This is a genomic window from Tatumella ptyseos (assembly GCF_030552895.1).
GTDB classification, from domain to species: Bacteria; Pseudomonadota; Gammaproteobacteria; order Enterobacterales; family Enterobacteriaceae; genus Rosenbergiella; species Rosenbergiella ptyseos_A.
In genome coordinates this window covers 1431668-1445087 of record NZ_CP130649.1, presented here as the reverse complement: position 1 = coordinate 1445087, position 13420 = coordinate 1431668, and the positions used below count along the sequence as shown (strand labels likewise).

The window sequence follows — 13420 nt, the reverse complement described above, 5'->3', positions numbered from 1 at the left end:
CAAACATCCGCACCTCATATTCGTCTATATTGCAATCTTTGCAAGGTCCAGCACATTATTCTGTTAAGAATGCGTTAGCAGTAGTCATTATCCTGTATCGCCCTGATTAAAATAATCGGGCTGTTGTGCCGGGGGTTCTGATTTCAGTGTAATAGTGTTTGAGGTTACGCTCTTTTTGCCATTATCAACTGTCACCGCTAAATGATATTCATTTTTTGCACCTGGCGAATTATCCCAAGCAGGGAGAATAATCGTCCATCCCGTTAATTGCTTGGCATCAGCGGGTGGCGTTAAACTAAGTTCTCGCGTATCACCTTGCCATTCAACGCTTTTAATTGATTTATTCGGTGAAGCCTGTACCACCAAGGTAATTGAATCCCCCGCGTTAAGCTGCCAAGGTGGCGTTGCCAGATATACTGAAAAAGTTTGACGTTTACGGTAGCTCATTACAGGGAGATTATTTCGAGTCACGACATCATATCGACTGCCAAACAATGAACGTGCCTCGGCCACCGCATAAGGAGAAAGTTGTTGCGACAGCGATTGGCCGAAGCGATAGTTGAGATTGAGACCAAAGACATCTTGGCTGGTCCCACCAGAGCCCTCTTTGTGCGTGGCTGAGACGGTGACTAACGGGATAGGAGTATAGGTTAATCCTACAGACATACTACGCGGGTTATTATAGTAGTTCCCGTCATTGAAAATATCGATACCTTCACCCAGATACTGTTGCCACGAAACGGTAACCCCCAGTTGTTGGTAGAACGGTAAATAACCTTGACTGGTAATATCATAACCGCGTGCCATACGTTGGGACTGACTCGCAGAGGTATTTCTCCATCCTGATAGCGGCGTATAGTAATTAGCGGAAAAACGCAGATAATGGCTCCATAACTCTGTACCAATTGAGCCTCGTTGCTGGTTGTTGGTAAAAAGCTGATCCAAGAACGCGTTATAACCGAAAAGCCACTGGTCGTTGGAGAAGCGTTGCCCCAACCCTGCACTGCCTACCGTTCCTAAGGTACTCTGGTTGACGGAGAGTTGGCTGAAGGTTAATCGTTGACCATTGTCAATGAGTGGAGTGAACAACGAACCGGTCGAGCCTGTAAACTTACCTTCCATATCAACATTAAGGCTCACGTTGGCTTGGCCTAAAGGGGATAATAGATTTTCTCCCGTACTGTCGATCTTCTGTGTAAGTTTATTCCTAACGTGGTTGAACGCCCATTCTCTGGCGCTTTGTTCGGCACTGGTGTCATCATCCGAATTTTGTAAGGACTTACCTAAGCTGGTTGCAATATCGGTGAGTCGTTGATCGACTGGAGAGACGGATGATTGAGATGAACCCAAATCGGGTAACGCTGCAGCGTAGGATGAGCTTTCCATCGTCGTACTGGGTGTCGACGGATGAAGCATGCTGCCTTGTGCACGACTTAACATAAGTAATGGAGAAAGCATCATTACTATTTTGGTCAAGGATGCAGGGTCACGCTTAATGGTTAACAACGTAAGCAACTCCTCTTTCAACAAAACTGAGAGATAGGTTCGCTAAGTATATAAGTAGAGAGAATGATCACGATATCATCTCAATCCGAAGTTGTATCACTCATTTCCATCGATAGGTGGGCTACACATTCTGATAAGGCCGTCATAGCCGGTTCATGGATAGCATAGCGTTGGAAGGCCGACATCATATCCTGCAAATAAGTGATGTTTTTACCTAATGGGCCTTCAGCGCACGATATAGTTTGAGCTTTGGACTCGACGCTCTCCCCTGATTTGAAGTGAACATGCTGCGGATTGGCAACAAAGACGAGTGCTTCAATGGTTTCACCACTCTCAAGGGTAAGAGACTGCCATAAGGGGTGATAGCAACCGGTTAACATCTCCCTCTTCCATAATAAGGCCAGCTCTGCTTCCCAACTCTCGCAACACAATTTAAAGACACGCCCGGTAGTACTCCCCCCTCTTACCAGCGCCAACATACGCCCCGGTTTCTCAGCCGTCCCTCTGCCTGCAACTAAACTGAGACAAAAATCTCGCGACCATCCTTCCAAGCGGGCAGTCTCTACACGGTCATAATCCAGTAGCGGATTCCACATTAAGGAGCCGTAACCAAATACCCACAGCGGACCATCGGTAGGTTTATTAAGTAAGAATGTTTGCAGTGAAGCAGTACGTTGCTCAGGTGAAAGTAATAAACTCTCTTCGATGGGGCCAAATGAGGTTTGGCAATCTGCACTTTTTAAAAACTCACGGGTTAACACAATTCCCCCTCTCTACTTCAGATACTCTCTCATCATGACAAAGTCTTAGGATAGAGTGAAGACTCTTTAACCTTTTAATGAGCAATTAATTATTTCCTGTTGATTAACGCTTTACTACACCACAACTTAAAATCATTTTTTTGTAGTCTACACTCTTTTTTTACATGTGAACGGTTAAAAAAAACCATTATCTAGGGTTAAATAGATAATTAAAACCGGAATAATTTTTATTAGGCCACATAAAACTCATTTATTATCAAACTGATAAAAATAAAAAAACCTCTTTTATGGGCTTTAACATAAGTAAAGCAGAGTAAAACGAGGTGATCTCATTCAATTATTTGCTATAGTGATTAACTACCCGCTAAGAACATTCTTTTGCGAGCCAGCCCTCGCCACGTTAAATATAAGGAGATTGGATGCCTGGAAAAGAAAGAACACGTCACAAAGAGTTCAGTTTGCTGCTTCCCATTATAGCCGTTGGCTTATTACTCGGTTTTGGTCAGCCTGAAGGTTTAGCGTTAACGATTGGCATGAATATAATTGCCTTAATAGCAATTCTCTCTAGTGCTTTCAGCGTCGTTCGTCACGCAGACGTACTCGCCCACCGCCTAGGTGAACCTTATGGCTCTCTAGTACTGACTCTTTCAGTTGTCATTCTAGAAGTTAGCTTAATCTCAGCATTAATGGCGACAGGGAGTGCTGAACCCACATTGATGCGCGATACTCTCTACTCCATCATAATGATAGTCATTGGCGGACTCGTGGGCTTTGCACTGCTGTTAGGCGGGGGCAAGTTTTCAACACAGTATGTCAACCTGGCGGGGGTCAAGCAGTATCTCATTGCGATTTTCCCACTCGCGATACTTGTGCTAATTTTCCCTAATGCCTTACCGGGCGGAAACTTCACAATAGGACAGTCACTTCTCGTTGCAGCACTCTCTGCAGTGATGTATGGCGTTTTCTTACTGATTCAGACTAAGACTCACCAAAATTTATTTGTGTATGAGCATGAAGATGATAGCGACGATGGTGACCCCCATCATGGTAAGCCTTCTGCTCACAGCAGTACTTGGCATAGTATTTGGTTGGTTGTTCACCTTATCGCTGTAATCAGTGTGACCAAACTCAATGCGCCGGTCTTGGAGAGTTTACTTCACACTTTACATGCGCCGCAGCAATTCACCGGTTTCTTAATCGCATTGTTAATTTTATCACCTGAAGGTTTGGGGGCGATTAAAGCCGTATTGGCTAATCAAGTGCAACGTGCGATGAACCTTTTCTTCGGATCGGTTATTGCCACCATTTCATTAACAGTTCCTGTGATTACTATCATTGCGACAATTACGGGAAATGAATTACATTTTGGATTAGATGCCCCACAGATGGTAGTTTTGGCAAGTGTATTGATTTTAAGTCAAATCTCTTTCTCAACCGGTAGAACTAATGTCCTGAATGGCGTGGCGCACCTTGTGCTTTTTGTCGCCTATCTTATGACGATAATGTTGTAATTTCTCTAACAAAAAAAGGGCCTTTAAGGCCCTTTTCTATTACTTACTTGTATCTAATTCTGGGAAAGACTTGACCAAATCGTCAATCGCTTTCATCTGCTGTAAGAAAGGTTCTAACTTATCTAAAGGTAATGCTGAAGGACCATCGCAGCGTGCTTCTGCTGGATTTGGGTGCGCTTCGATAAATAACCCTGCGATACCTACAGCCATTCCTGCCCGAGCTAGCTCAGCAACTTGTGCACGACGTCCGCCAGATGCCGAACCAAATGGGTCACGCGTTTGTAAGGCATGGGTCACGTCGAAAATTACTGGTGAGTTATTGGACACTTTCTTCATGACATTAAAACCGAGCATGTCCACAACCAGATTATCATAGCCGAAGTTGCTGCCGCGGTCGCAGAGAATCACTTTATCATTACCGCCTTCAGCAAACTTATCGACGATATTTCCCATCTGTCCTGGGCTGACGAACTGAGGTTTTTTTACATTAATCACTGCACCAGTTTTCGCCATCGCTTCAACCAGATCCGTTTGACGAGCTAAGAACGCCGGAAGCTGAATAACATCGACAACTTCAGATACAGGCTGTGCTTGGCACGCTTCATGAACATCAGTAATGATCTTGACGCCAAACGTCGATTTCAGTTCTTGAAAAATCTTCATGCCCTCTTCTAAACCAGGCCCACGATAAGAATGGATAGATGAGCGGTTAGCTTTATCGAATGAGGCTTTGAAGACATAAGGAATACCGAGCTTCTCAGTAATCTTCACATAGTGTTCGCAAATTTGCATGGCGAGGTCACGAGATTCCAGCACATTCATTCCCCCGAACAGTACGAACGGTAGATCATTTGCTACACGGATATCACCGATAGACACAACTTTTTGGACCATACTTTTATCCTTCATTTGGCTATTTTCGAGGTCACTAATGCAAAGTAACCGACTTATATTCAATAGTGTGCATTTGAACTTTGATCATTTCACTTACGGGATCTTCAGGGCAGTGTTCTACAAAATAAGCGAGATCGTTTAAAGCAATATGCTCACATTCGAGCTGCGCATAAATTAAGCCGCGATCACGAATTTCGTAAGGGTCATCCGGATCGAGCGCGACTAATACCTTACTAATTTGAAGGGCCAACTCCATCTGGTTCTCTTCCATTAACGATACTTTAAGTGTTTCGAGTAACTTACGAATGACCTCTTCTGAAGAGGCTGGTTCTAAATCGACATCATCGATACCAGAAGTGGGACCAAGGGTTCCCTTTACCCAGACATCGAGGGTGTGCTCATCCAAAGTATCGCCATTAAAGGGGTTGATTAACCACATTTCACCATCAACCCAATCAGCCCTAAGTATGAGCTGTGTAGGGAAAATGACAGGGAATAGCGGTATATCCAGTTGTTCACTGAGATAAAGTAAGATAGCACCCAGCGATACCGCGCTACCTTTGCGGTACTTCAACACATTATCAAGCCAAAGCGCTTCTGAGAGACGATAAACGCCACTAATGCTAGTAAAACCCCATTGTTTGAAGAAAAGATCGAGTAAACGGTCTAACTTCATATCAGGATTGGGTTCACTATCTAAATGAGTCTGTGCTTCGGAGAGCAATAGTGCCAATTGCTCCCGCACCCAAGTTTCTGGGAAGTCATCACGCACTTGTGCGGTTAAGGCAATCATTGCCTCAGACAATGAACGCTGTGCACCGGTCGGGGTTTCGACGGGAGTGATCATATTATCCCTTTTGGTAAATAAGCCGAACTTCGCAACACGTTATGCGTTCGAGATAGAGTTTTCAAATATTTCATGATTCACAACAATTTTTTCTACACTTGAGCGAATTTGCCATAAGTGACCCGTGGATTACCACCATAATCGACCCGTGTTGCGACCGCTTTAAAGCCTGCTGCAATAAAAAGTTGTTGAACTTGCTCATGTTGTTGCCAGCCATGCTCTGCCAATAGCCATCCACCTGGTACCAACCATTGTGGAGCTTGCTGAATGATTCGCGCTAAATCAGCAAGGCCGTTCTGGGACGCAACAAGCGCACTACGGGGTTCGAAATTCACGTCACCTTGGGTCAGATGGGGGTCGTTCGCATCAATATAAGGAGGATTTGTCACAATCACATCAAATACGCTGGGTGATAAGTCTGCAAACCAATCACTCAATTGAAATTGACAATTCTGAATAGAGAGTCGCTGTGCATTACTGCGCGCTAATTCGGCTGCCTCAGGAATACGATCCACCCCAATAAACTGAGAGTCTTGTCGCTCACTGGCCAAGGCTAAGGCGATGGCTCCCGTACCAGTTCCTAGGTCTAATACCCTAGCCGACGTGACAGGAAGCAGCTGTAATGCCTGTTCGACTAACACTTCAGTGTCAGGCCGAGGAATTAACGTGGCAGGAGACACTGTAAGTGGCAGCGACCAAAACTCACGCTGTCCACAAAGATAAGCGATTGGCTCTCCCTGAGCACGGCGCGCAATAAGCGCCGCTAACAGTGTTTGTTGCTCAGCCGTCAATGAGTAATCATCAAAAGCAATTAGCCAACTTCTGGGCTTGTCGAGGACGTAACTAAGAATAACTTCAGCATCTCGCTTTGCACTGTCACTGTGCTGCAGTAGAGGAACGGCTTCACGAAGCCAGTGACTGATTTGCATTATTCTTGACCTGCAAGCGCCGCCAGTTGATCAGCTTGGTGTTCTTGTACGACCGGCTCAATCAAGCTATCAAGTTTCCCTTGCATCGTTTCATCTAAGCGATAAATAGTTAAGTTAATACGATGATCGGTTATCCGTCCTTGCGGGAAATTATAGGTTCTAATTCGATCAGAACGGTCGCCGCTACCCAGAAGGTTACGGCGAGTCGAGGCTTCTTCTTCATGCCTTTTAGCCATTTCCGCAGCATGGATCCTTGCCCCCAGTACAGAAAGAGCTTTAGCTTTGTTTTTATGCTGCGAACGCTCGTCTTGACATTCGACCACGATTCCAGTGGGTAAGTGCGTGATACGAATCGCAGAGTCGGTGGTGTTAACGTGTTGCCCACCTGCTCCAGATGAGCGGAAGGTATCAATTTTTAAATCCGACGGATTAATATCAGGAAGCTCTGCCTCGGGGATCTCTGGCATCACCGCAACAGTACAAGCAGAAGTATGAATACGACCTTGAGATTCGGTTTCTGGCACGCGCTGTACGCGGTGGCCACCGGATTCAAACTTCATCCGACCATACACACCAACACCTTCAATGCGCGCAATAATTTCTTTATAACCGCCGTGCTCACCCTCGTTAGCACTGACGACTTCCACCCGCCAGCGATTCGCTTCTGCATAACGGCTATACATTCTAAACAAATCACCCGCAAAAAGAGCCGCCTCATCACCGCCGGTTCCCGCGCGAACTTCGACGAAGCACGAGCGTTCGTCATCAGGATCTTTCGGTAATAATAAAACTTGTAGCGATTGCTCTAGCGCTTCGCTTTGCGTTTTCGCCTCTTTAAGTTCTTCTGAGGCCATTTCGCGCATTTCTGGATCGGCTAACATTTCATTAGCCGTTTCAATGTCTTCTTGTACCTGAGTCCACTGGCGGAAACAATTCGTCACGTCAGTGAGCTGAGCATACTCTCGGGAGAGCGCTCGAAAACGTTCTTGATCAGCGATAACACCTGCATCACCGAGCATCGCTTCGACTTCCTCATGACGTTCCTGTAAGGCTTCAAGTTTGGCAACAATAGAAGATTTCATGTATGAATTATTTGTCCAATAACAAAAGGGGGAATAGCCTTAGCTAACTAAGGCCGAGGCTATCACGCAGGATTTGTAAACGTTCAGCATCGCCTTCACGTGCGGCTTGCTGAAGAGATTTTGTCGGTGAGTGAATCAAGCGATTAGTGAGTTTGTGAGCCATCTCCTGCATCACTTTCTGCGGATCTTGTCCTTGAGAGAGTGCAGATAATGCCCGTTGCATTAACTCTTCACGGATATCTTCTGCCTGATGCCGATAATCTCGTATAACATCGACGGCGTTTTGCGCTTGCAACCACGCCATGAACTCTCCGCTCTCTTGTACTACGATAGTTTCGGCTTCCACAGCGGCCGCTTCGCGTTGCGCCATGTTATGCTGAATGATGGCTTGCAGATCGTCTACGGTATAAAGATAAGCGGACTCTAATTTTCCAACTTCGGGCTCAACATCACGTGGAACGGCAATATCCACGATAAGCATGGGTTGCTGACGACGCTGTTTCAAGGCACTTTCGACCATCCCTTTCCCTATCACTGGGAGTGGGCTCGCGGTGGAAGAGATAATGATATCAGCGGAGGCAATATGTTCAGGTAGAGCACCAAAATCTATGACTTCAGCGTTGACCTCTTCTGCTAAGCGTTGGGCCCTTTCACGAGTCCGGTTAGAGATCATTAAACGTTTAACTTGATGCTCACGCAAATGGCGTGCCACTAACTCAATCGTCTCCCCCGCACCGACTAATAAAACAGTCACTTTTTTTAGTGATTCAAAAATTTGTCGTGCTAAGGTGCAAGCAGCAAAAGCCACGGAAACCGCGCTGCTACCGATCTCAGTTTCCGTTCTCACACGTTTGGCGACTGAGAACGTTTTTTGGAACATACGCTCCAATTCACCGTTGATCACATGCCCACGTTGAGACTCTGCGTAGGCTTTTTTTACCTGTCCCAGAATCTGTGGCTCGCCTAATACTAATGAATCGAGACCACTCGCGACACGCATCAGATGACTGACGGCAGCATTATTTTGATGCCAATAAAGACTATTCAGAACTTCGGTTTCATCGAGATGATGGTAATTACATAACCACTTGATAAGTTGTTGTTGAATATCGTGCTGTTCATCAACACTTAAGTAAAGTTCGGTGCGGTTGCAGGTGGATAAGACGACGCCACTGTGCACTGACGGCTGAGAAAGTAAACTGTCTAGAGCGTTATCTAAGATATCAGGACCAAACGCCACCCGTTCGCGAAGCGCGACAGGAGCTGTTTTGTGATTTATTCCAAGTGCTAGCAGCGTCATAATGATGTAATTACTTTTACCCTACAAACCTTACAGGCATTTTTGTGCGGCCATTCTACAAGATGCTTCCTGTCATGAAAAGCCATACAAAAGATAAGTGTGTAATAAGATTCTTTTATTGCATGTGTTATGCTGAATATAGCATTGATCGTTAAAGTCCGCCGTCATAGACGGCCCTCGTCAAGGAGAAAAGCGTGCGAGTTATTCCTGCAAAGCGTTTAGGTATGGTGGTTCCGGCATTTACTTTATTACTCAGTGCCTGTGTATCGCATCAAGTTCCTCAAGGACCAGGAAAAAGTCCTGATTCTGTGCAATGGAAACAGCATCAATCCCAAGTTAGTGCTGTAACGCATTTTGAAACACGAGGCGCCTTTGCGTATCTTTCGGACAAGCAAAAGGTCTATGCGCGCTTTAACTGGCAACAACAAGCCGCTGATCGCTACCGCCTATTATTAACCAGTCCTATTGGTAGCACTGAGTTGCAGCTCGATCAGCAAGGAAATACCGTTCAACTGGTAGACAATAAAGGTCAGCGGTACATGAGCCACGATGCACAAACGATGATCACCAAACTCACTGGAATGCAAATTCCATTGGATAATCTGCGCCAATGGATGATGGGCCTTCCAGGCAATGCCGATCACTTCACCCTGAATGATAGTTACCAGTTACAGAGTGCGGATTATAGCCAAAATGGTGTGACTTGGCATGTCACTATCAACAGCTATAACAACACAGTCTCCCCTGCACTGCCGGCAAACGTCGAGCTAACTGCCGATGGACAACGCATTAAACTACGCATGGATAGCTGGAACACACAATGATTGAACGTTGGCCTTCCCCTGGTAAATTAAATTTATTTCTCTCAATCACCGGTCGACGTGAAGACGGCTACCATAATTTGCAGACGCTCTTTCAGTTTCTAGATTATGGCGATGAGATGACTTTTGCGGTGAATCAACAAGCACGCATCTGCCTACTAAACGATATTGACAAGGTTCCCTGCGAAGAGAACTTAATTTATCGCGCCGCTCAACGTCTTAAAGCTCAGGCCATTATTGATAAACGTTGTGACGAGACGGTTGGCGTAAGTATTGGGATTGATAAAAAATTACCGATGGGAGGCGGTCTAGGAGGTGGTTCCTCTAACGCTGCCACAACCTTGGTCGCATTGAACAGGCTGTGGCATCTTAACTACTCTCTCGCGCAATTAGCTGACATTGGCTTGGCACTGGGTGCTGATGTTCCAATATTTGTACATGGCTTTGCTGCTTTAGCCGAAGGGATAGGTGAACAACTGACAGCGGTTGAGCCGATGGAAAAATGGTATCTTGTCGCCCATCCTGGAGTCAGTATCCCAACGCCGCTCATTTTTAATGACCCTGAGCTGCCTCGTAATAGTCCAGTGCGTACTGTAGAACACTTAATGCATTCATCGTGGTCGAACGATTGCGAAGCCATCGCAAGAAAACGTTTTCGTAAGGTTGATGAACTACTCAACTGGCTGCTAGAATACGCTCCGTCAAGACTGACGGGCACTGGTGCTTGCGTGTTTGCTGAATTCGACAGTGAAGCCGCTGCTCGTCAAGTCCTTACTCTCACTCCATCTTGGATGACCTGTTTTATTGCTAAGGGCGCTAATACTTCCCTATTGCATCGACAGTTATCGGAGTGATTGGCGGCAAGTAACACACTCACCCGTTCCAGAGTCTGTACCTGCTGTTACTAACTTATACCTATGAGATTGCCCAATCACGGTGGGCATTCTTTGGACCCAAAGCCTGAGGTTTAACTCGTGCCTGATATGAAGCTCTTTGCTGGTAACGCCACGCCGGAACTAGCGCAACGCATTGCCAATCGTTTATACACGACTTTAGGAAACGCCGCGGTAAGCCGTTTTAGCGACGGAGAAGTCAGTGTCCAAATTAACGAAAATGTACGGGGCGGAGATGTCTTTATCATCCAATCCACTTGTGCGCCGACCAATGACAACCTGATGGAACTGGTCGTCATGATTGATGCACTGCGTCGCGCCTCGGCCGGCCGTATCACTGCTGTAATCCCTTACTTTGGGTATGCGCGTCAAGACCGTCGCGTGCGCTCAGCACGTGTTCCCATCACGGCAAAAGTTGTTGCTGATTTTCTCTCAAGCGTTGGTGTCGACCGTGTGTTAACCGTTGATCTGCACGCCGAACAAATCCAAGGTTTCTTCGATGTCCCCGTCGATAACGTGTTCGGTAGCCCAATTCTGTTAGAAGATATGCAGCAGCTAAAAATGGACAATCCGATTGTCGTTTCTCCGGATATCGGTGGTGTTGTGCGTGCGCGTGCCATCGCGAAATTATTAAACGATACTGATATGGCTATCATTGATAAGCGTCGTCCTCGTGCCAACGTTTCTCAAGTGATGCATATCATTGGTGATGTCGCGGGCCGTGATTGTATCTTAGTGGATGATATGATCGATACTGGTGGTACTTTATGCAAAGCCGCAGAAGCATTGAAAGAGCGTGGGGCAAAACGGGTATTCGCTTATGCAACTCACCCTATTTTCTCCGGCAACGCACTTGAAAACTTACGTAATTCAGTGATTGATGAAGTGGTCGTCTGCGACACCATTCCCTTATCACCAGAAATCCAAGCACTACCGAACGTTAGAACCTTAACCCTATCGGGAATGTTGGCAGAAGCGATTCGTCGTATCAGTAATGAAGAGTCCATCTCTGCGATGTTTGAGCACTAATTTGATAACTATTATTTTATAAAAATAATAGTCCAGTATTGAGAAGTCCACAATCTAAAAAATTGTGGACTTCTTTCTTAAAAGGTTTCCTATTAATGGTTTCAAGCCGTTAATCCATTAACCCTCTCATTTAAGCACTCATTATCATCGGCACCTTGGAAATAAAATGCTTAACGATAACGTTATATTTTATTACCACCATAGTTCGGCCTGTGCACCAATAGTTATTTGGTCCTTTGAATGGCCATCAAAAGTATAATTATCAATACCTGTATTAAGAGCTTTTAAGTAAGTCGTATAAAAACGTATTTCAGGTCGCGATTTTAGTAAACTCGTCCCTACTTTAATACTGTGGAATAATGTTGTCTTATAACCTGACTCATTATAGATTTCACCTCCTGCTTTTTGCCGTTGAGTAAACCAAGACAACTCCATTCCTGTTTGGTTGTAACTATTCCAGATCCATGCTGGCCGCAGGATAGCTCTAAGAGTAGAAAATGAACTATTTTTACCGGTATATTGACTATATAATCCTTTCCCCCAACCATAAATTAAGGAATTAGCGATAATAATATGAGGAGACAGATAGCTTTCACCCTGTGAAATAAAGCGGTAGGCTTTCCCGCCGTGATCGCCATAATAATAGCGTCCAAACCCGAAATCAGGGTTAGAATCTGATATCTGCATGAATCCACTTGCATTGGAATTAGTGGCAGCCTGAAAAACAAAATCATTAAAACCATTATGTGGCAATGGCTTATGAAGAATAAATGTACTTAGCCAAGCATTTTTTACCTGGTAATACTCACTAGTTGTTTTGCCCCCTGTCCTATTAGAAAAATTGTAGCGAAAGAAACTATCTAGTGTCATATCGTCATAAATAGGGATTCCGCTATACCGTAAATCGATAGAATTGGTGTTAGTTTTTTTATAAGCACTTTTATCATGATTATAAACATTGAGATCTTGTCTCGATAAAGCTACAGAGAGTTTACCTACCCCCAAAGAGAAGTCCTCAATACCCATTCCCCCAGAAGTGTCCGCTTTATGTGCTTTCCAATCGACCATTTGGATCTCATAATTCGTTAAATAGTGTTTTCCTATCCAAAATGTTGCCTCAGGATGTCCAGGAATAAATCCTTGCGTATTCAGATATAGATCAGAGAATTGCAGGTAATTATCATTATTTGCTGAATCATAAACCCAAGCATTACTGTATGAAGTACCAACATTCCCGTCAAATTTGGCCACCGCTTGTAATGTTTTTCCATCATTTTGATATAATCTTTGCTTGAAGCTGAGATCAAACCAATTGCTTTGCTCATTCCCAAACCGACCTAACGAGCCCACTGCCCAACCTCCAGGACTCCCTCGATTACCGGTACTCCACCCCGCTCTAAAGTACCCCGAATAGGTAAAGCCGATATCGTCCTTGATGAAGCGACTTAGCTCATGTAATGAGATACGATCATGATTTTCGGTTTCTATAACAGTGTCACCCTTCAAAGACGATGCCGCTTCTTTAGGTCGGAGATTATAAGCGTAATACCCCTTCTCATCTGCTGCGCTGGCGACGCGTAAATCTTGTATTCCCGTTTTAGAGTTAGTTAAAGGCGCTGAGGTCGCGACATTTTCTTGTGCCAATTCCGTGCGATGTTTTGCTATGTTCTTGTAGCGTTTGAGTTCATGCCGAGTTTGAATCAATTCATCTTGAGTTTTCTTCAGTGCGTTTTCTAAATTGGCAACTCTTTGTTCTATAGTGAGCGCCGCAATAGCGTAAGTGGGTACAAGTGCACCAATGGCAACAAGTGTAAATACATAAGGCTGCACAGTTTTTATCATGGTTT

The 13420-nt window shown here is 45.0% G+C and carries 12 protein-coding genes; 4 read left to right on the top strand and 8 right to left on the bottom strand.

From position 1 onward, the window contains the following. Nucleotides 1-87: 87 nt before the first annotated feature. Together QJR74_RS06790 and QJR74_RS06785 are read right to left on the bottom strand one after the other, a co-directional pair. Nucleotides 88-1506: a YchO/YchP family invasin gene (locus tag QJR74_RS06790; protein WP_304373790.1), complete on the bottom strand. Its 1419-nt coding sequence runs from the start codon at nt 1504-1506 to the stop codon at nt 88-90. A gap of 80 nt (nt 1507-1586) precedes the next feature. Beyond that, complete coding sequence (locus QJR74_RS06785) at nt 1587-2267, bottom strand: gamma-glutamylcyclotransferase (RefSeq protein WP_304373789.1); 681 nt, start codon at nt 2265-2267, stop codon at nt 1587-1589. Between the two features lie 419 nt (nt 2268-2686). Between QJR74_RS06785 and chaA the strand changes: the two genes are divergently transcribed. After that, nucleotides 2687-3778: a sodium-potassium/proton antiporter ChaA gene (chaA, locus tag QJR74_RS06780; RefSeq protein ID WP_304373788.1), complete on the top strand. Its 1092-nt coding sequence runs from the start codon at nt 2687-2689 to the stop codon at nt 3776-3778. A gap of 39 nt (nt 3779-3817) precedes the next feature. Here chaA and kdsA read toward each other — a convergent pair whose 3' ends face one another. From kdsA to hemA, 5 genes are all read right to left on the bottom strand, one after another. Continuing rightward, nucleotides 3818-4672 (bottom strand): 3-deoxy-8-phosphooctulonate synthase, encoded by an 855-nt coding sequence (kdsA, locus tag QJR74_RS06775; RefSeq protein WP_304373787.1) that lies wholly within the window; start codon nt 4670-4672, stop codon nt 3818-3820. A gap of 34 nt (nt 4673-4706) precedes the next feature. Beyond that, nucleotides 4707-5516 carry an invasion regulator SirB1 gene (sirB1, locus tag QJR74_RS06770; protein WP_441007653.1) on the bottom strand — a complete coding sequence of 270 codons (810 nt, stop codon included), beginning with the start codon at nt 5514-5516 and terminating at the stop codon, nt 4707-4709. A 95-nt stretch (nt 5517-5611) separates the two neighbouring features. After that, nucleotides 5612-6448 (bottom strand): peptide chain release factor N(5)-glutamine methyltransferase, encoded by an 837-nt coding sequence (gene prmC / locus QJR74_RS06765; protein WP_304373785.1) that lies wholly within the window; start codon nt 6446-6448, stop codon nt 5612-5614. Then, nucleotides 6448-7530, bottom strand: coding sequence for a peptide chain release factor 1 (prfA, locus tag QJR74_RS06760; protein WP_304373784.1), 1083 nt, complete (start codon nt 7528-7530; stop codon nt 6448-6450). The genes prmC and prfA overlap by 1 nt, the downstream gene beginning before the upstream one ends. 43 nt (nt 7531-7573) lie before the next feature. Continuing rightward, nucleotides 7574-8830, bottom strand: coding sequence for a glutamyl-tRNA reductase (gene hemA / locus QJR74_RS06755; RefSeq protein WP_304373783.1), 1257 nt, complete (start codon nt 8828-8830; stop codon nt 7574-7576). 224 nt (nt 8831-9054) lie between these two features. Between hemA and lolB the strand changes: the two genes are divergently transcribed. The 3 genes from lolB (at nt 9055) to prs (ending at nt 11573) form a co-directional block, all read left to right on the top strand. Next, nucleotides 9055-9654, top strand: coding sequence for a lipoprotein insertase outer membrane protein LolB (gene lolB / locus QJR74_RS06750; RefSeq protein ID WP_304373984.1), 600 nt, complete (start codon nt 9055-9057; stop codon nt 9652-9654). Beyond that, a complete protein-coding gene (gene ispE / locus QJR74_RS06745; RefSeq protein WP_304373782.1) occupies nt 9651-10505 on the top strand; it encodes a 4-(cytidine 5'-diphospho)-2-C-methyl-D-erythritol kinase in 855 nt (284 codons plus the stop codon). The genes lolB and ispE overlap by 4 nt, the downstream gene beginning before the upstream one ends. A 120-nt stretch (nt 10506-10625) precedes the next feature. Next, nucleotides 10626-11573 (top strand): ribose-phosphate diphosphokinase, encoded by a 948-nt coding sequence (gene prs / locus QJR74_RS06740; protein WP_304373781.1) that lies wholly within the window; start codon nt 10626-10628, stop codon nt 11571-11573. A gap of 192 nt (nt 11574-11765) precedes the next feature. Here the strand turns inward: prs and QJR74_RS06735 are convergent, their stop codons facing one another. Next, nucleotides 11766-13415: a carbohydrate porin gene (locus tag QJR74_RS06735; protein ID WP_304373780.1), complete on the bottom strand. Its 1650-nt coding sequence runs from the start codon at nt 13413-13415 to the stop codon at nt 11766-11768. Nucleotides 13416-13420 lie beyond the last annotated feature (5 nt).